Origin of the sequence: Winogradskyella sp. A3E31, from assembly GCF_046720935.1 — a bacterium.
Lineage (GTDB): Bacteria > Bacteroidota > Bacteroidia > Flavobacteriales > Flavobacteriaceae > Winogradskyella.
Genome location: NZ_JBHNWH010000004.1, coordinates 14426 through 34930 on the forward strand (window position 1 = coordinate 14426; position 20505 = coordinate 34930).

The following is a 20505-nucleotide window of genomic DNA, read 5'->3' on the forward strand; positions in this document are numbered from 1 at the left end:
TTAATTTAAATCGATATTAGAGTTTAATATTTATTGTTTTTAAATGATTATCAAAAAGTTAATTTAAATCCTTATGACAAAAAATCTAGAAATTTTGTTAAATGAAGCATAACTTCAATAATCACGTTCTTATATTGGATGAACGTATAAACTTTTCTCTAATGGCTAATAAGGCAAAGACAGCGACACATTGTCCGGCTACTTTTATAATCAATGCCCCTGTGGATTGATACGTGTCTATAATAAAATATCCAAAAATTATTTGTAGGAGCAGAATAGTACCTGTAATATAAGCAACTTGAGTTTGTTTGTTGTTTTTATAGAATTCATTAATCAATAGAACATGTATAAATAACGTACTCATAAAAAGATATCCTAAAATATAACTTGTTGTACTAAAGGTAAATTGATACAAATAACTAATAACACAATAAATAGCAATTATAGCAATAGATCCCAAGCCAATACCTAAATAAAAAAACTGTTTTTCTAAGATAATTCGTGTTTTCTTAGAAATCCTATAAAAATTCTTGATAAAAGGATTGATCATATAGGCAACTCCTAATTGTACTACGGAGATAAGACTGATGAAGATTTGATACTCGCTTAAATCTTCTTTGGTAAAGTAAATGGTGCCGTAGTAACTATCAACTTTTGTTCTTAATGTTCCCAAAACCATCGGGATTAGAAAAGGTAAAGATGCCAAAAGGCTTTGTTTATCTAACGAAGCCTTGGTGTGTAAAAGAACCTTCCTGTAATACACGGTATAACATAATGTTTTAATGAAAAGTCCTCCAAGGATAACATATAGAAATAGTTCTAACTGAATAACTTCTGGAAGAAAAAGGACAATTCCTATAATAGCACTATTACGAACAAGCTCTGTAAAAAAATTGAATTTGAAATCTTTTTGATAGAGGATAAGCACTTCAAAAGATTGGTTGTAAAACAGAAGAAACATCCAAATGAGGATTGGGATGAGAAAAGGGTGAAACAATGGAATAAAAAAGACGAGCAGTCCAATAAAAAGCAACACTAAAAAGCGCGTACAAAAATTAGATAACCACGTTGTATAGATTTTCCCAGGTTGCTCGCTAAACTCTTTTAAGAGATAACTTTTGTTACCGAAATAAGAGAATATAATGATGAAATTAACCCACAATAACAGAGTAACATATTCTCCCCAAAGTGCCGTTGAGTACTTTTTAATAATCAATAATGAAATTATAAGTTGAGCTACCATAGGAATGGCTTGACCTAGACCATATAGAGACACAGTTTTAGCACGATTCAGCAATTTGTAATGGTGCAATTGCATTATGGTATGGCTTTAAAGAGCTTAGATTTTATAAACGTGTTCTTATGTAAAAAATAGCTTATTGAGACTCCCAAAACGCCTAAGCCATAGGTTATACTCCGAGAAAAATTGATAGAGGAGGCTTCTGGGAAATACTTTGTGGGGCAAGATACTTCCCCTATTCGCAGACCCGCATAACATACTTGCCCTAGAATCTGATTGTCAAAAACAAAATCTTCGGAGTTGTCTTTATAGGGAATAGAACGTAGTGCTTCTTTGCTATATGCTCTATATCCGGTATGGTACTCAGACAATTTTTGTCCCATCAATATATTTTGAAAAAGCGTTAGTATTCTATTCGCAATATACTTGTATAACGGCATACCACCTTTAAGAGCACCTTTGTTTAAGATTCGTGATCCTAGTACAACATCATACACATCGTTGGCAATAAGATAGACCATAGACGGAATGAGCTTTGGTGTGTATTGATAATCTGGGTGTAGCATTATCACAATATCAGCTTTGAGTTTAAGCGCTTCATCGTAACATGTTTTTTGATTTCCGCCGTATCCTCTGTTTTTCTGATGGACAATAATGTGTTTTATGCCCAAAGACTTCCCTATTTCAACAGTATTGTCTGTACTATAATCATCCGTTAAGATGACATCATCTACAATATCAAAAGGAATTTCATTATAGGTTTGCTGAAGCGTGTATGCTGCATTGTATGCAGGTAAAACAACCACTACTTTTTTATTGTTAATCATGTATTGATATACTACTCTTTATAGCGCTTTTAAAGTGTATGAAGATAAACAAAGTTACATATTTAATAGCAGTAGTTTTCTTTAACAAAACTTGAAGTAAATAAGATTATTTTTGTGAGCGATGAATACATTTACAAAAGGCAATAAAACACTTTTAATATACCTGTTACCTACAGTTGTTCTATGTCTTTATTTTTTGGTAGTATCTTTTTCTGCTCCTTTGCATGATTTTTCAAACAGTTATTTTTCAGCAAGGTTATTACACGACGGTATTGCGCCCGAGACGGTTATTTTTGATATCCATGCGTTTAATACTTATATCTGGGAGTTAGGTTACACAGATGAATTAGTGGATTTTTATGTCAACAGCCCTTTTACCTTAGCTGCTTTTTATCCTTTAGCATATATAGAAAATCCATACGTTGCAAAGTTGATTTTTAATGGTATTAGCATTTTACTTTTTTTGATAGGGCTTTATCTATTAGCCAAGAAAACAGTAAAGAATTCACAATGGTTATTATTGATCATTCCTATACTTTTTTATGTGCCTATTAGAAATAATATAGTATTCGGGCAATCGTATTTTATGATTCTATTTTTAGTAGTAGCTGGATATTATTTCCTCGAAAGACAAAAACGATATGGTACAGCATTATTATTGGGGTTTGCAGCCTTGTTGAAATTCTTCCCTGCTTTTTATGGCATTCCTCTAGCATTTCAAAAACGATGGAAGACTATACTTTTGTGTATTGGTGCGACACTTTTGTTAGTGCTTTTGGGGATTTCCATTACAGGATATACTTTATGGGCATCTTATTTTACGGATATACTACCACATACGTTTTTAAGTAAAACAACCATAGACTACAGGTATAACTATCAATCTCTTGAGGTGTTTTCTAAACTACTTTTTGTAGAAGATGCTTATTATAATCCAAATGTATGGATAGATAACGAACGTGTACACCATATTTTCATGTGGATTGTAAAAGCTTTAGTAATAGGAAGTGCCGTTGGGATATCATTCCGTAAAAAGAATAATATAAGCACATTACTAGCAATTTGGGTAATGGCACTGTTTTTAATACAAAGTAGAACAGTAACATATACTTTAATATTATTGGTCATTCCACTTTTTGTAGCTTTCTCTTCAGCTATTAAAACGAAATATAAATTGATGCTTTTAGGTGTAACTCTACTTATCTGCAATTTTCCTTTTCATAAATTAGGTGGAATGCCTCTAGTGATTCAGTTTTCTAGATTATGGTTGGTTATTTTGTTAAGTATAAGTTTGTATGTTTCGATTGGCGGTAAGCTCTATATTAAACACGTTTTAATTGTTTTTTTACTGATGTCACCACTTTATTATAATTCTTTAAAGAGCAAAACACCCGAGATATCTCAGTATGCGTTATCAGAAAAAAAGCATTTTATGATCTATGATTTTTATAATGAAGAAGGAAAGCTTGCCTATAAAGCTCTTGGGCGAAATGGTGAAGAAACAATTGCGACAGATTTCTCTGTTACAAGCTTTGATACCGAAGCGGTAACCATAAAAGATCATCAACTATACATCGATAATCGTATGATCACAAAAACAATCTCGTTAAAGAAAAAACCTGTATTGGTTAATAACTCAAGAGTATACTTCTTAACAGACCATCACTCTAGAAGGGGAGCGTTTACATTAAAGTATATTGATATTAGTAGCTTAGACCATTAATGTGATAAAACCATTTTTAAAATACCATATTAAAGATCGTTGGGTGCTTTGGCAACAAACGCAACAATTAAGGCAAAGTAAAGAAGAGCCTGTATTGGTTTTTACGATGGCAAAAGTAGGGTCTTCTAGTGTGTACAATTCTTTAAAGAAGCAGTCAAACATACCGAGCTTTCATGTACACACCCTAAGTGTAGCAGAAGAGATGCAAGCAAAAGCATTGTGTAAAGAAAAGGGAGTGTACCCAAATAGCAGAAGCCCTGTGCCTATCTTACATACCTATGTTTTTGAGAAGCAACGGAAATATAAAGTGATTTCATTATTCCGAAATCCAATAGAACGAAATCTGTCGGCGTTTTTTGACGCATTTGAGCTTTATATGGGAATGCCTCCGCATCGTTTTAAAGGAAGTTTTCAAGATTTAGAAAGAGCTTTCCATAAAAATTTGGATCATTCGTATTGTAAAGATTGGTTTGATTCTCAATTTAAAAATGGGACAGGAATTGATGTGTATGATTTCGATTTCGATAGCCAGAAAGGTTATAAAACATTAAGCAGTAATCAAACAGATGTCATGTTACTTAAAAATGATTTAGACGACACCTTAAAATCAAAATTAATTGGAAATTTCTGCAGTATTGAGAATTTTAAGCTAAATAATGTCAATATTACCAGTACTAAAAAAGGAGCCAAACTCTATGCTGATTTTAAATCGCACATTCGTTTTTCAAAAGCGTATTTAGAAGAACAATTAGAGTCTAAGTATATGAATCATTTTTTTACTGAAGAAGAGAAAAAGGTCCTTTATAAAAAGTGGTTACCTGCCTAAGTTTGGCATTTTCAAGAAGTGAATTTACTTTATATAATCTATGATATCTTCATTTTTAGAAGCCTCTCTAACACTTTCTGGGACTTCAATAACTTGAAAAGGAGCAAGAGAGTCGACATCTTTTCTATGGTATAAGTCTTTGCCTAAAAAATCAAATTCTTCATGTTGGTGTGGTTTAAGATGTGCTAGTTTTTTCTGCACTTCTTCTTGCGAAATCTCCCATTCATTAGCCAATTGTTCTACAGAAGGTTCCATAAATGTAATATAGGCGAGTTCCATCTCTGTGTGTAACCTTCTATTTTTTATAAATGAATCTTGCCACACAGTATCTTGATAGACTTTAAGCTCTCGATCATACCTTTTTAAGGAGTCCAAAAAATCTCTTGAAGAGAGATGGTTTTTAAGATCTATTTGTTTTCTAAAAAGAGGTTGTATAGCAGATTCATGGCACCACATGCATTTACCAGGCTTACCTGCTCTAGTGACATTTTCATCACCAACAGTTTTTAAATTGCCATCTACATCGTATAAAGCAAATTTAGACAACCCATTTGCCATTATTTCTACGGTTTCATACTCATATATTTCACCAGTGGTTGAATCTTTTTCAGCAGAGATAAATGCACGCTGATAACGGTCATTCTTAATAGAATATTGAATTTCCCTATCTACTTTAGAAATACTGCTATTATTTATATAGGCAGTAAGCGTATCGAAGGTATAGTTAGATTGAAAATCAGATAACCGTGACGGAAGCTCAGCAATTTTGTAATAATGATTTGGGCTACCAATCGTAAGTGCTATATATCTCCCTAAATCTATATTGCCTTTCTTTTTGTATTCTTCAGATTGTTGAATAGCAGTATTAAGCGATTGTAAATGCCCAATGGCTTTTTTAGAGAAGCCCACTTTAGAAACATCTAATCGAATAACATTTAAAGTATCTGTTACACCAGTTAAAGTACTATCTATTGCAATATCAGAGCCCAAGAATGAAAGTGCCCAGGTAAGCCCTGCTTTATTTTTTTCAAGACTATCTTCTTCATAAGACGTATTCCATTTTAAATGGATAATATTAGAGTCGTCCATAGTGTTGCACGAAACAAATAGCACAAAAACCATTACTTTAAATGTGCTTTTAAAAAAGAAATTAATGACTCGAAATTTCATAGAGATAATGGTTTCCTTTTTTAATAATACTGCCTGTAAATTGTGTTAAATACGTTACTTTAAGTTCCTTGTCTTCTAATAACCAAACCTTGTTTTGAGCGCTATCAAAAAAAGGCTCATAGGTTATAAATATAATGGAATCAGCTTCATCCTTTAACAACTGTTTAATGGATTTTAATGACGATGTATTTCCTTCTTCATACTGCAAAGACGGTCTGTTAAAATGGCAAAAACTTTCAAAACTATTAGAAGTAGTAAAATAAATAGGCTTGTCTATATATGCACTTAAAGGCGTGCCATTACATGCTTTTGTAGCAATTGTTTTTTCAAGGAGATGATTTTCCTTTAAGTATTCAAAAGTCTGTTCAGCAGTTGTAAATGGTCTTGAGATATCCATAGTAAAGGCGTATATCCCTGAAATAAAGTGTAAGCCTAATATTGTGTAAATGATTGGAAAACGTATTTTTTTTAAAAATGAAAAGCTTTTTTTGGTTCTTAATTCTGAGCCTGATGAAGCTCTATAGTGCTCAAACCAAAGTGCGGTTATTAAAAATAGATATAGAACGCCATAATACCTTGTGGCATTCATCATAGTAATAAAGAAAAAACCAGCTGTTGCAAAAATACCGAAGTACATATAGAGCAAGAGACTTCGATTCTTATAAAAAAGGAGATAAGGAATGCTTAAACTTCCCATTGCTACTATTGCAGCTATTGATTTACTGTGATTGACGAGAATATGACTATTCCAAAAATGATCTAGGGTTACATCTGGAAGTAGAAATAGACTTTTAAAAAAGGGGGTAATGCTTTTTCCTGCTTTTTGAAATAAAGAAAGCTGCTCTCCACGATCAAAAAAAGACGTATCGGAAGGAGGGATAATTTGATATAAACTTAATAGTGCTAATGATCCAAATACCCCTATTCCTATCCAAGTATTTTTTGAAAGGTTTAATTTTTCTGTTTGAAAACGTTCAAATACAATCAAAAGCATAATAGAGCTAGCAAGGATTAAGAAGACCGCATGGCTATTACTTGCAAACCCAAGTAATGCAGATATGAGTATAAACCTTGTAGTTCTTTTATTATACAAACTACAGGCTAAGAATATAAAAAGAACTCCAAGATTATAGTTTCTACTTATTATGTTATACTCATAAAACATAAAGTAACCGAAAATAAAGAGGAGCTTAAAGATCCAAGAAAACGGTGCTTTTTTTAAGAACACACCTACGGTAAGTGTCATAATACTGATATGCAATAGTTGCATCCAGATGGGGTTTGTAGTCAATCTTGTTATCCAATGGAGTATTAAATTCCATAGAATAGGATGACCTTCATATCGTGTATTAATTAAAAGGTCACTAAAGGAACTACTATCTCGAGCAAGCAGATAATGATGTGCTTCGTCTAGCCACAACTCATGATTCATTATGCCCCACAAGCTCAGTACAAAAAATAATATGGTTATACCATAGACAGTTAGATTGTAATTTTGTCGTGTGCCGAGGTGAATCATATCATTTAATGAAGGTCATATATCCATTTGCTACAATAGATTTGATTTTATAGCTAATGGCTTTTTTTAGGTTGAGGTCTTTTGTTTTTGTAATTTCTCTATGATAATTGACCTCATTCACAATCCTCCGTACAGCATAATCATAAAACCTCCTAGAATACCTTCTTTTAAAATCAATATCTCGGTCTGTTGAGGTTTCCCAATTAGGCTGTACAGTAATTTTATCTTCAATCTCATTATACAGCGATGTGCCTTTTATTGGGTATGCTACTGTAATTGTAAAATGTGTTGGATTAGCCTCTTTTAGATAGGTAATCGTTTCTTCAATATCTTTTTCGTCTTCACCGGGATAACCAACCATGATGAATGTGCCCGTTTCTATACCTAAATTAGTTGTCTTTTGTATGGCCTCTTTAACAACATCAACCTCTACGCGTCTGTCCATAGCATCAAGGATTTTTTGAGATCCACTTTCGGCACCTATCCAAATGCGATAACATCCTGCTTCTTTTAATAGTTGAAGAATCTCGTCATTTAATCGCTCTGCTCTGGTAATACATTCAAAAGGGATAATGGCATCTTGTTTTGTAACTTCTTCATAAAAGCTTTTAATCCATTTGTGGCTCACCGTAAATACATCATCTACAAACCAAACGCTATCTGGATTATAATTCTCTTTCAATAGACCTAACTCTTTGGCTACTAAATCTGCTGGTCGTCTTCTGTAACTCTGTCCATAAACAGCCGTACTACACCATTTGCAAGTATAAGGGCAACCGCGTTGTGTACTCACCGTCATAGAACTCATCCCATGATTGGTTTTCCATGTATCTAAATACTTTTCTACAGGAATTGCAGCTCTATTTGGAAATGGAAGTTCCGATAGGTCTTTAATTTTTTGACTAGGAGGTGTCTTCACTACCTTTTCGTTTTCTAAATAAGCAATCCCATTAACAGAACTATAGTCTTCTTTGTTGATTAGGGTGTTATAGAGTTCTAATGTGGTTTGTTCTCCTTCGCCAATGACCAAAAAGTCAGCACCAGTTTTTAGATAATTTTCGCAATTGTAGGTGATGTCTGGTCCGCCTAAAATAATTTTTGGAAAGCCATATTTTGTATCAGTTTTAAGAAACTTAACAAGTTTAATAACGTTGATCTTGGTCATTAAATTGGTATAGATAGCTACTATTTTTGGCTGATTTTCATAAATAAAATCTAATTGTTCTTCTTGAGAATAGAATGTCGAATCAAACACATGATTGTCAATATTCCTTTCATTTAAATATGCAGAAATGTATAATAAGCCCAGCGGCGGATATGGTTTCATGATGGCCTGCTCCTTAGCATCCTCATAGAGGTAATACGCATGTGTTAGCAATAGGCTCATCACTTATGTTTTGTCAATTCAATTAAAAAATGGTCTGCATATTTTGCCAAAAATGGATGTGTAAACACAGAATCAAACCATCTAAATATAGGTAAAAAAGGGGGTTTGGAAACTATGGAATTTTCAAGATATGAAGGAGGTATAGTGAAGCCAATTGGTTTTACAGTATTAATGTGGTATTCTCCTTTAGCAATAGATTCAATGTCCTTAGGGTTATGGTACCACGTCTTTACATTTACACCTCCAATATCTACAAGAACACTTTGGGCGGTATGACGGCGTTTAGATTCTTTGAAGTTTCCTTTTAATGTAAAATACAGTCTTTCCCAGAGACAGTGTTTTGGCATGATGACCAAAACAATCTTGCCATTTGGATTAAGTAAGTCCTTGGCAGTTTTAAAAAAGGATTGAATCTCATTCTTGTCTAAACAGTTAAAGCCTCCAAAGTTTGAAAATATAAAATCATAAGTTGTATTAAATGTCTCCTTAGTTATAGCGTTGATGTCTTGAACCTTAAAAGCGACAGTATTGGTTTTTGATTTAGCAATGGTAATCATACCTTCAGAAATATCTGTAGCTATAACATGATGACCTAATTTAGAAAAGCGAATACCATCCTCACCAGTCCCACAATTGAGCTCTAATATGGAGAGTTTCTTGTCTTGATAGATAATTGGATTCAGGTATTTAAAAACCATACGGCGTTGCGCCTTACCAATATTTGAAAATGTAAAAACATCGTCATATCGGGAAGCGGTGATGTCAAAAGCATTAGGCATTATTAGTGACCATGGTTTTAAGTTGAATTTTGTCTAAAAAAGAGGAAGGTACATAATAGCCCAATTTTAGGATTGAGTTCAGCTTTTTAAATCTCAAGTGTTTGAGGTTGTCAAAGCCTTGACTTTTTCGAAACTCTTTATGAACATACCGTTGAAGTTTCCGATAATATTCTGAACTATAAGTCCCAGAAAACATCATGTCTAAATCGTCAGAATCTGTCCAATTAGCTTTCAGTTTTAAGTCATCTTTTACTTTATCATAGAATTTAGTGCCTGGTAATGGATAAGACACTGAGACGCCAATATTGTCGGGGACTAACTCCTTTATCATAGCAATGGTCATTTCAATGTCCTCTTTGGTTTCGCCTAAGTATCCAAATTGAATAAAGAAAGCGACACTAATGTTTTTTTCTTTCAGCAAACGTGTAGCTTCATAAATTTGTTCAACGGTAGTGCCTTTGTCCATAGCATCTAAAATAGACTGAGAGCCACTTTCTGCACCGACCCAAACCTCTTCTAATCCACTTTCAGCTAACGCATCGATGGTATCTTCTTTCAATAATAAATCAACACGACTTTGGATGTAATATGAAATGGATAGCTGCTCTTTTTGCAACTCTATATTAAAGTTTTGAACCCAATTGGGCTTTAACCCAAAGATGTCATCGCACATCCAAAACCGATTGACTCCATAAGTGTCTGATAAAAATTTAAGATGTTTTACAATATATTCCGGCGAATGCGAATTATACCGATTACCGTATATAGGTTTTGCACACCAATTGCATTTAAAGGGGCAGCCTCTTGTTGTAGCGATATTTAACGTAAATTCATTCCCACCACTTGCCCAAACGTCTTTATAAGACTGAATATCTACCAAGTCCCAGGCAGGTAGTGGAAGCATATCAAGGTCTTTGAGAACAGGTCGTTTCGGATTTTTAATTATCTCTTTTTCATTTTTATAAATAATCCCTTTTAGTTGAGTTGTATCGCCATTGTTATCGATGCATTCTAGAAGTTCCTTTAGCGTGACTTCTCCTTCGCCTTGAATGATAAAATCAGCACCTCCATTTAAGTATTTTTCATAGTGATCTGTAGAGTCAGAGCTACAAACAATTACACAGCAATTTTGCTTTTTAGCAATTTTTATCATCTCAAAAGCAGCATTGCGCATAGTCGTTAAACACATTTTTGTGAGATAATTGAAGCCATCATCGTAGAGTACAAAAAATCGTGGTTGATGGGTTTCTAAATATAATTTTACATGCTTAGGATCATCTAAAAGGTTGGTGTCGAAAAGTCCAACGCTTAAACAATTTTCCCTTAGATACGAAGCTGCATAAATGGTACCTAATGGTGGATAAGGAGTTTTATTGTTCCACTGTTTGGTGTCAAATTTATAGTAGTACGAATGTGAAAATACAACATCAAGCATTTTCTTTCGATAAATTTAGATTATAGGCTTTATTCTTATCATCATATTGCTTGTTGAGGCGAACAATAACTTGCGATTGAAAATCTTGAGGATGATGTTTAGAAACATCGTTAGTCGATTTCATAGCAATTTCAAAGACGTCTTTATCCAAGTGTTTAAATTTAGACTTCCATTTTTTTATGGTGAGGGCTTTTAAGGACTTATCAAAACGCTCTCCAAGTGTATTACCAAAAATTAGTTCTATTGATTTACTCCAAATCGGTTTTGACCTTGCTTCCTTAATAAAACTAAAATCTATTGTTTTGTTGGGGTAAAAGTCAAACGCCCATTGATTGGTCTTAATAAAGTCAGAAAATATAGATTTGCCGTAAATTGGAAGTAAAGTCACCAATTCTGTAGCTGTAAATTTATTCTGTTCTTGAATTTTAAGGTGGCTGGATCCTACAAAATAATTAACGCAAAAATATTTTTTAGAGTTGAGAAGAAAGACTTTTTTATAAAGTACCAACAAGGTTCTTGACAGCCATAAATGATTTGGTTTTGTAATGATAAAAAAATCAACATCACCTTCTTCGTCAAAATACATTTTGGATAATGCGCCAGATATAGCTACGGATTCTACAAACGGAAAAGCAGCAATTAACTTTGCACTTTTTAAGGCTTTTGGCATCACTTCAAGTGCCATCTTATTGCCTTTCAATCTTCGTTCAACCAGAGACGAATCGTTTTTATCAGAATAGAAATCACCTAATTTGTAAATTATCTTTTTTTCTAAAAGTGATTGAAGTTCCTTTTCAACATCTTCGATATGTTGCTTTGAGGAAAAGGCAAATATCTCCTCTTTTTTCAATGGGTATTTGAAAATTGAGAAATAGATAATAACCTTTAGAACATTCATAAACCTTTGAGGCAAAAGTGAACTATAAAAATAGGGAAATTTTTACCACTCCTTAAATAATTAAGGCTTGTAATTACTTTAATGCGCCTCCAGCCAGTTATCCCCAATATCCAATTCCACATCTAGAGGCACTGCCAGTTCAAAAGCATTTTCCATTTTAGATTTGATGAGTGTTTTTAATTCTTCCAATTCTGGCTTGTAAATATCAAACACTAATTCATCATGTACTTGAAGCAACATTTTAGATTTGTAATTACCCGCTTTTAGTTTTTCAAAAATATTTATCATCGCAATCTTAATGATATCAGCAGCGCTTCCTTGGATTGGAGCATTAACAGCGTTACGCTCTGCAGCTCCTCGCACAACAGCGTTCCTAGAGTTAATATCTTTTAAATAACGGCGACGACCCAATACAGTTTGGACGTAACCATTATCACGGGCAAAATCCACCTGATCTTGGATATAATTTCTCAGCTTTGGATAGGTCGCATAGTAGGTGTCAATGAGTTCTTTAGACTCACTACGAGATAGATCCGTTTGATTACTTAGACCAAATGCAGAAACACCATAGATAATCCCGAAATTTACTGTTTTAGCATTACTTCGCTGTTCTCGTGTAACGTCATCAATAGGAACATTAAACACTTTTGAGGCCGTTGATGCATGAATGTCCTCCCCATTCTTAAAAGCCTCAATCATCGTTTCTTCTTCGCTCAACGCAGCGATGATTCGTAATTCTATCTGACTGTAATCTGCCGCTAATAATGTATAATCTTCATTCCGTGGCACAAAAGCCTTTCTCACTTGACGACCACGTTCCGTTCTAATTGGGATATTTTGAAGGTTAGGGTTATTACTGCTCAATCTACCTGTTGCTGCAACGGTTTGCATATAATCCGTATGGACACGTCCTGTAGACTCTTCAACTTGAAGCGGAAGCGCATCGACATAAGTGCTCTTTAATTTACTTAAGCCTCTAAAGTCCAAAATATTCTGAATAATTTCATGGTCTTTAGCTAGATAAGATAAAATATCTTCACTCGTTTTATATTGACCAGTTTTTGTTTTTTTAGGCTTATCGACCAACTTCATTTTTTCAAATAAAATCACACCCAATTGCTTTGGGGATGCAATATTAAATTCTTCGCCAGCAGCATCATATATCTTTTTCTCCAGTTCTGCAATATCGTTATTGAGAGCTTCTGATAGAGAGTTTAGAAAGTCTTTATCGAGATTGATGCCTTCTAATTCCATAGCGGCCAATACACGCAGTAGGGGTATTTCAATATCATCGAACAGTTTTTGCGTGTTGGCTTCGCCTAATTCTTTTTGAAAATGTTCTTTAAGCTGCAGTGTAATATCAGCATCTTCAACAGCATATTCCGTTTGTTTTTCAAGAGGAACCTCTCGCATAGAAAGTTGATTCTTCCCTTTTTTACCTATCAGCTCAGAGATTGAAATTGGTGTGTAGTTGAGATAGGTTTCTGCTAACACATCCATATTATGTCGCATGTCTGGATTAATCAAATAATGCGCTAACATGGTATCGAATAGTTTGCCTTTAACCTCAATATTGTATTTGGCTAATACTTTTATATCGTACTTTAAATTCTGACCAATCTTTTCTATGGTTTCACTCTCAAAAAATGGTCGAAGTTCTTCAATAAGAGCCTGTGCTTCTTTTTTATCTTGTGCCTCCGCTGAAGCTTCAGGCGACACGCGGGCAGGAAAAGGTACATAAAACCCTTTACCCGCTTCCCAAGAAAATGCGATGCCAACTAACTCTGCCTCTAAAGGATTTAAACTTGTTGTTTCTGTATCGAAACAAACAGAGCTTTGGTTCATTAAATTTTTTAAAAATAATTTCATCGCCATACCAGGAGCAACGCTTTGGTAGAAGTGAGAGGTTGTTTCGGAGGTCTTTCTTTTTAATGCTGAACTTGTTTCAGTATCTGCATCATTTGTGTCTTCACCCCCAAACAATGAAAATTGACCAGCACCAGCAGATTTCTGGCTTCGAGAGACCTCAGCCGCCAGTGTACTTTTTTTATTTGAACTTTGTTGGCTGAGGTCACTCGAGGCCACCTTTGCACTCTCTTCTTGAGGAGCAAAAGTCTTTAAAAAATTATCCGTAAGTCTTCTGAACTCAAGTTCTTGAAATATCTCTTTAACTTTTTCTACGTCGGGATGGTCTAATTCAAAATCTTTAGCATTAAACGTCACAGGGACATCCAGCATTATGGTCGCTAATTTCTTGGAAAGAAGACCGAGTTCTGCATTCGCTTCAACTTTTTCTTTCATCTTACCTTTAAGCTGGTCTGTATTGGCTAAAAGCCCTTCCATATTACCAAACTGCTTGATGAATTTTTTTGCAGTCTTTTCCCCAACACCAGGAAGCCCAGGGATATTATCCGAAGAGTCTCCCATCATCCCTAAAAAATCAATAACCTGTAGAGGATCAACAACTTCAAATTTCTTTTGTACTTCTGGGATGCCCCATGTTTCATAACCGCCACCAAAAACAGGGCGATACATAAAAATATTATCAGTAACGAGTTGTGCAAAATCCTTATCTGGAGTCACCATAAAGGTTTTATAGCCTTCCTTTTCGGCTTGTCTGGATAGGGTTCCTATGACATCATCAGCTTCAAAACCTTCTTTGACCATAATAGGAATATGCATGGCTTCAAGAATATTACATATATGAGGAATGGCCGTTCTTATACCCTCGGGGGTTTCATCTCTGTTAGCCTTATAGGCTTCAAACATTTCAACTCTGTCCACACTACCACCTTTATCAAAACATACCGCTAAATGATCAGGCCTTTCTCGTTTTATGACGTCTAAAAGGGAGTTCATAAAGCCCATAATGGCAGAGGTGTCTTCACCTTTTGAATTGATTCGAGGATTTTTAATGAAAGCGTAATACCCTCTAAAAATTAAGGCATAAGCATCAACTAGAAAAAGACGTTTTTGATCGGACATGAAATTTAATTTTGAAGTCTATAAAACTACAAAAACTAAAGCGTTTAATTAAAATGCAATTTGTAATTTTCCGCAATCAAATTTTAGATATGAAAACGTATTCCATAGCAATACACGGAGGTGCTGGCACACTTGTTAAAGGGCTAATGACAGAAGCATTAGAGGCTGAATATAGAAATGCTTTAAAAGTAGCCAGGGATACTGGATTTGAAGTTTTGAAAAATGGAGGGTCGGCAACAGATGCTGTTGAAGTAGCCGTAAAATTATTAGAAGATTCACCATTATTTAATGCAGGAAAAGGTTCAGTTTTTACAGCAGAAGGTACTCATGAAATGGATGCTGCCATAATGGATGGAGAAACATTGAATGCTGGAGCAGTATCTTTAATCACAGGAATTAAAAACCCCGTTTCTCTGGCAAGAGACGTCATGGATAAAAGTTATCATGTGTTTTTAGCGGGTGAAGGAGCCATGAAATTTGCTAATGATTTAGGATATGAATTGGAATCTCCCGATTATTTTTATGATGAAGTACGCTATCAACAATGGCAAGGTATAAAGGATAGTGATACTTTTCAGCTAGACCATAGTGTAAAGAAAGAAGGAAAATTCGGTACTGTTGGCGCAGTGGCATGTGACCAAAACGGCAACATTGCGGCTGCCACTTCCACTGGCGGTATGACGAATAAAAAATGGGGACGAGTTGGAGATTCACCAATGATTGGTGTTGGTAATTATGCAAACAATAAAACGTGTGCTGTGAGTTGTACGGGCAGTGGAGAGTTCTTCATTAGAGGTGTTGTAGCTTATGATGTATCCTGTTTAATGGAGCATAAAGGGTTGAGTTTAGAAGCAGCTACAGAAGAGGTGATTCACCACCGCATACTAGAGATAAATGGTGATGGGGGCTTAATTGCTGTAGATTCTGATGGAAATATCGCCATGCCTTTTAATACAGAAGGCATGTATAGAGCCAGTAAATCTTCAAAAGAGAAAGAAGAAATTTCTATTTACAAAGACTAATCCTTGTATTAGCACAACTAAATAAAAGGTGCTTCTATTGGCAATACCGAAACTTTTCTTTCCTTAATATTGTACTGATCACCATTGGAAAGTACATGAACGGTCATATTGGCAATCGTCATTGGTGTGCCTTCCTCTAAAACCTTTTCATTGTTATGAGTAAATGATTGGCCATCAAAAACAATAACCATCCCAGAGCCTATAACTGTAAAGTCATTTCCATTTTTAATTATCATCCCTGTGTCTTCCGCAAGACCAATGCCTAAAAGATTAGGGAATTTTGCGATAGCTTCAGATTGTCTTCCAAATCGACCTCGACGTATAAAATGAGTGTCAATTACTAGCTCAGGAATCAACCCTAAGCCTTTATACATTTTTACTGCACCTTTTACAAAAGATTCGGAAGCACTACCACCAGCAATCATTTCGCTTGCCATAGCCATTGCTCCAGCACTTGTGCCAGCAATGACAAAACCTTTTTCATTTTTATAGCGGTCAACTAGAATTTTATGAATGGTTGATCCACCAATTTTGTTGGTAATCTTAGACTGGTTACCTCCAGAGAACATTATACAATTTGCATTTTTAATAAGCTCTATAGAGCGTTCTGATTCAGAATCCTCTTTAGACCTAATATCTAGAACGGTAATATTCTCACAACCTAGAGTAGCAAAAGCTTTTATGTAGCTTTCGCCAACCTCAACAGGGATACTAGATGCTGTGGGAATGATAACAATATTGGCATCAGTACCACCAGCTTCATTGACGACATGGTATAAAATACCATCTTCAATAAAGTCTTGGGTGTACATTTCGTCATCTTCAATACCTTTATCTTCATTTCCTCCAATAGGTATTAATGTTCCCTTTATCTTCTGCATAATTACGGTCTAAAAATATTGGGCAAAAATAAGCCATTTTTTTTATTGAAATACCCTATATTTATAATCTTTCGCTAACCGAAATCAAACCAAATTAAATGAAAATACGTGAAATAAATGCTATGCGAGGCCCTAATTATTGGTCTGTTAGACGTCATAAATTAATCGTGATGGTGCTTGATCTCGAAAAAATGGAAGAGTATCCGACAAACAAAATTTCAGGATTCTCGGAGCGATTAAAGGCAATGTTTCCAAGTATGTATTCGCATCGGTGTTCTGAAGGTTGTGAAGGTGGCTTTTTTATGCGTGTTGACGAAGGTACTTGGATGGGTCACGTCATTGAGCATATTGCTTTAGAAATACAGACTTTAGCAGGAATGGACACAGGCTTTGGGCGAACCAGAGGCTATGGTGAGGTAGGAGTTTATAATGTAGTGTTTTCATATATGGAGGAATCCGTAGGACGCTATGCCGCAGAAGCTGCTGTTAATATTTGTAACGCTTTAATTGCCGCCGAAGATTATAATTTGGAAGACGACATTCAGCGAATGAGAGAACTTCGTGAAAGGGATCGTTTGGGACCAAGTACAGGTTCTATTGTTGAGGAAGCAGAATCTAGAGGCATTCCATGGATTAGACTGAATAAATATTCGCTTTGCCAATTAGGTTATGGGGCGAACCAAAAGCGTATACAAGCGACTGTAACTAGCGAAACAAGTAGCATTGGCGTAGAGTTGGCTTGTGATAAAGAGGATACAAAATACTTACTCGAACAAGCTGAAGTTGAAGTGCCACGAGGAGATATTATCAGAAGAGAAGGGAGTTTGGAAGACGCTTGTCGTTACGTTGGTTACCCATTGGTGATTAAACCGATAGATGGTAACCACGGACGCGGAATTACAGTAGATATTAATAATTATGATGACGCACTTGAGGCGTTTAGACAAGCCAAAAACAGTTCGCGGAGTGGTGCAATTATTGTAGAAAAGCATATTGTTGGACAAGATTATAGGCTTTTAGTTATAAACAACCAGTTGGTTGCGGCAGCAGTGCGTACACCAGCACATGTTATTGGAGATGGAGAATCCTCTGTTGAACGTTTAATAGACATTACAAATAAAGATCCAAGGCGTGGTTACGGTCACGAAAAAGTGCTAACGCAGATTACGGTCAACGATTTAACTAAAACTATTATAAAAGATGCTGGTTATACTCTAGATAGTGTTCTTCCAAAAGGAGAAAAATTAATTTTAAAGGATACCGCAAATTTAAGTACTGGCGGAACAGCTGAGGATGTTACTGATATTGTTCATCCAGCTAATGTAAGTATGGCGGAACGTATTTCTAAAATCATTGATTTAGATATTTGTGGTATAGATATCATGACAACTGATATTTCTAAACCTTTATCTGAAACAGGTGGAGCTGTTTTGGAGGTAAATGCGGGGCCAGGGTTTAGAATGCACTTAGCACCAACGTCTGGTTTACCTCGTAATGTGGCTGCCCCAGTCATTGATAAATTATTTCCAAAGCAAGGAGATACTGGTCGTATTCCGATTGTAGCGATTACAGGGACAAACGGAAAAACTACAACGTCCCGCTTAATGGCACATATTGCTAAAATGAAAGGCTATCGCGTAGGTTATACAACGAGTGACGGCGTTTATATCCAAAATAGATTACTGATGACAGGCGATTGTACAGGTCCAGCCAGTACAGAGTTTGTGCTCAAAGATCCAACTGTAAATTTTGCGGTTTTAGAATGTGCAAGAGGAGGTCTTTTAAGAGCAGGTCTTGGCTTTAAAAAATGTGATGTTGCTGTTGTTACTAATGTCGCTGCGGATCATTTAGGGCTTAAGGGAATTCATACTGTTGAACAATTAGCACGTGTTAAAGGTGTTGTGCCAGAAACTGTTTTGCCAGATGGTTATGCCATTTTAAATGCAGATGACGATTTGGTTTACGACATGCGTCGTTCTGTAAATTGCAATGTTGCTTTATTTTCTATGGATGAAGACAATCCAAGAATAAAGGCACTACAGCGTCTAAATGGTATTACGGCAGTTTACGAAAATGGATTTGTAACCATTTGTAGAGGTGAATGGAAAATGCGAATCATGGAAGCTGAGAATATTCCATTGACTTATGGCGGAAAAGCAAAATTCATGATTCAAAATGTATTAGCAGCAGTTTTAGCAGCCCACGTACAAGGCATAAGAATTGAAGACATGAAGGCAGCTCTCGAAACATTTATACCTTCAGCAACACAGACACCAGGGCGATTAAATCTCTTTAAGTTCAATAAATTCTCCATCTTGTTAGATTATGCTCATAATCCTGCGGGAATGCGAGCACTTCAAAAATTTACAAATGAATTGGAATGCACTGTTAAAGTCGGAATTATTGCAGGCATCGGGGATCGACGAGTAGAAGATAATAACGAAATGGGTGCAATTGCAGCAGAAATGTTTGATGAAATTATCATTAGACAAGACAAGCGCTTACGAGGAAAAACGGAAGAAGAACTTATTAAAATGCTCGATGATGGTATTAAGATGAAGGACCCTAATAAAAAGACAACCATCATTCCGTCTGAAAAAGAAGCCATTAAATATGCTGTGAAAAATGCAGTTGAAGGCTCACTAATCATATTATGCAGCGATGTTATACCGGATGCATTAGAATTAGTAAAGGAATTTAAAGAAAAAGAGGCAAAAGGCGAGTTAAATTATGCTGACTAACCTCTTTTATTGCTTATTTTAATTAAGTCGCTGGATTAGGAATTGTAGAATGTACATTTTCAATAGCACTCATAACTTCAGGGGAAAGTTCCACATTAATAGAATCTATATTTTCCTTAAGCTGTTCAATCGATGTTGCGCCTATAATATTACTTGTTACAAAAGGACGTTGGTTTACAAAGGCTAACGACATTTGGGCGAGGGTCATGCCATTATCTTCGGCAATTTTTAAATAGTGTTTTGTTGCTTCGGTACATTGCTCACTACTATATCTTGAAAAACGAGGGAACAGATTTAGCCTAGCATTTTCTCTTGCAGTACCTTTTATGTATTTCCCTGAAAGAACTCCACATGCCATGGGTGAATAGGCCAAAAGTCCTATATCCTCACGATGAGCAACTTCTGCCAAATCTCCTTCAAAGGTTCTATTTAAAAGAGAGTATGAATTTTGTATGGTAATCATTCTAGGGAGTTGATGCTTTTTAGTTTCTTCCAAATAGCGCATCGTTCCCCAAGCTTTTTCGTTAGAAAGACCTACATGACGTATCTTACCACTTTTGATTAATTCATCAAGATTATGAAGAATTTCATTAAAATTATCCTCCCAGCTATCGTTGGGGTTATGTTTATAATCTCTTTGGCCAAAAGTGTTTGTCTCCCGCTCTGGCCAGTGTAATTGATAGAGGTCAATGTAATCTGTTTTTAAACGTTTTAAACTTTCTTCTACAGCTTCATTCAAGGCTTGTTTGCTAAAACCTGTGGTTCTAATATGGGCTGTGTAGTCACCAGGGCCAGCAATTTTAGTCGCTAAAATAACATTGCTTCTCTTGCCTGTTTTTTTAAACCAATTACCAATAATACGTTCTGTATCGGCATAGGTTTCAGCATTTGCAGGGACAGGATACAATTCTGCACAGTCAAAAAAATTAACGCCTTTATCAAGAGCCAAATCCATCTGCTCAAAGCCTTCCTCTTGGGTGTTCTGATTTCCCCAAGTCATGGTGCCGAGACAAATTTTACTGACTTTAATATCTGTATGTGGTAAGTTGGTGTATTTCATTGTAAATTTTAA

At 35.3% G+C, this 20505-nt stretch carries 15 protein-coding genes; 4 read left to right on the forward strand and 11 right to left on the reverse strand.

The genetic code is table 11. The features are described 5' to 3' along the window. Positions 1–121: 121 nt before the first annotated feature. Positions 122–1318 carry a lipopolysaccharide biosynthesis protein gene (locus ACFEMA_RS06030; protein WP_411767160.1) on the reverse strand — a complete coding sequence of 399 codons (1197 nt, stop codon included), beginning with the start codon at positions 1316–1318 and terminating at the stop codon, positions 122–124. After that, positions 1318–2067, reverse strand: coding sequence for a glycosyltransferase family 2 protein (locus tag ACFEMA_RS06035; RefSeq protein WP_411767161.1), 750 nt, complete (start codon positions 2065–2067; stop codon positions 1318–1320). Before ACFEMA_RS06035 ends, ACFEMA_RS06030 begins: the two co-directional genes overlap by 1 nt. A gap of 121 nt (positions 2068–2188) precedes the next feature. Here ACFEMA_RS06035 and ACFEMA_RS06040 point away from each other — a divergent pair, with 121 nt between their 5' ends. Both ACFEMA_RS06040 and ACFEMA_RS06045 read left to right on the forward strand, forming a co-directional pair. Beyond that, positions 2189–3790, forward strand: a complete 1602-nt coding sequence (locus tag ACFEMA_RS06040; protein WP_411767162.1) for a glycosyltransferase family 87 protein — start codon at positions 2189–2191, stop codon at positions 3788–3790. Between the two features lies 1 nt (position 3791). Further along, a complete protein-coding gene (locus ACFEMA_RS06045; protein ID WP_411767164.1) occupies positions 3792–4616 on the forward strand; it encodes a putative capsular polysaccharide synthesis family protein in 825 nt (274 codons plus the stop codon). 24 nt (positions 4617–4640) lie between these two features. Here ACFEMA_RS06045 and ACFEMA_RS06050 read toward each other — a convergent pair whose 3' ends face one another. The 7 genes from ACFEMA_RS06050 to polA form a co-directional block, all read right to left on the reverse strand. Continuing rightward, positions 4641–5786, reverse strand: coding sequence for a hypothetical protein (locus ACFEMA_RS06050; protein WP_411767165.1), 1146 nt, complete (start codon positions 5784–5786; stop codon positions 4641–4643). Then, positions 5767–7305 (reverse strand): hypothetical protein, encoded by a 1539-nt coding sequence (locus ACFEMA_RS06055; RefSeq protein WP_411767166.1) that lies wholly within the window; start codon positions 7303–7305, stop codon positions 5767–5769. Before ACFEMA_RS06055 ends, ACFEMA_RS06050 begins: the two co-directional genes overlap by 20 nt. A gap of 1 nt (position 7306) precedes the next feature. Next, complete coding sequence (locus ACFEMA_RS06060) at positions 7307–8692, reverse strand: B12-binding domain-containing radical SAM protein (protein WP_411767167.1); 1386 nt, start codon at positions 8690–8692, stop codon at positions 7307–7309. After that, on the reverse strand, positions 8692–9471 hold the full coding sequence (locus tag ACFEMA_RS06065; protein WP_411767168.1) for a class I SAM-dependent DNA methyltransferase: 780 nt from the start codon (positions 9469–9471) through the stop codon (positions 8692–8694). Before ACFEMA_RS06065 ends, ACFEMA_RS06060 begins: the two co-directional genes overlap by 1 nt. Beyond that, a complete protein-coding gene (locus tag ACFEMA_RS06070; RefSeq protein ID WP_411767169.1) occupies positions 9464–10906 on the reverse strand; it encodes a B12-binding domain-containing radical SAM protein in 1443 nt (480 codons plus the stop codon). Before ACFEMA_RS06070 ends, ACFEMA_RS06065 begins: the two co-directional genes overlap by 8 nt. Continuing rightward, complete coding sequence (locus ACFEMA_RS06075; protein WP_411767170.1) at positions 10899–11804, reverse strand: nucleotidyltransferase domain-containing protein; 906 nt, start codon at positions 11802–11804, stop codon at positions 10899–10901. Before ACFEMA_RS06075 ends, ACFEMA_RS06070 begins: the two co-directional genes overlap by 8 nt. 78 nt (positions 11805–11882) lie before the next feature. Continuing rightward, entirely contained in the window at positions 11883–14789 is a 2907-nt protein-coding gene (gene polA, locus ACFEMA_RS06080) for a DNA polymerase I (protein WP_411767171.1), read from the reverse strand. 89 nt (positions 14790–14878) lie between these two features. On the opposite strand from polA, the gene ACFEMA_RS06085 reads away from it, so the two are divergent. After that, positions 14879–15811 (forward strand): isoaspartyl peptidase/L-asparaginase family protein, encoded by a 933-nt coding sequence (locus ACFEMA_RS06085; RefSeq protein ID WP_411767172.1) that lies wholly within the window; start codon positions 14879–14881, stop codon positions 15809–15811. 17 nt (positions 15812–15828) lie between these two features. Here ACFEMA_RS06085 and ACFEMA_RS06090 read toward each other — a convergent pair whose 3' ends face one another. Next, positions 15829–16692, reverse strand: a complete 864-nt coding sequence (locus ACFEMA_RS06090) for a cyanophycinase (protein WP_411767173.1) — start codon at positions 16690–16692, stop codon at positions 15829–15831. Positions 16693–16790: 98 nt separating this feature from the next. Here ACFEMA_RS06090 and cphA point away from each other — a divergent pair, with 98 nt between their 5' ends. Then, positions 16791–19433, forward strand: coding sequence for a cyanophycin synthetase (gene cphA / locus ACFEMA_RS06095; protein ID WP_411767174.1), 2643 nt, complete (start codon positions 16791–16793; stop codon positions 19431–19433). Positions 19434–19455: 22 nt separating this feature from the next. Here cphA and ACFEMA_RS06100 read toward each other — a convergent pair whose 3' ends face one another. Then, complete coding sequence (locus ACFEMA_RS06100; RefSeq protein ID WP_411767175.1) at positions 19456–20493, reverse strand: aldo/keto reductase; 1038 nt, start codon at positions 20491–20493, stop codon at positions 19456–19458. Positions 20494–20505 lie beyond the last annotated feature (12 nt).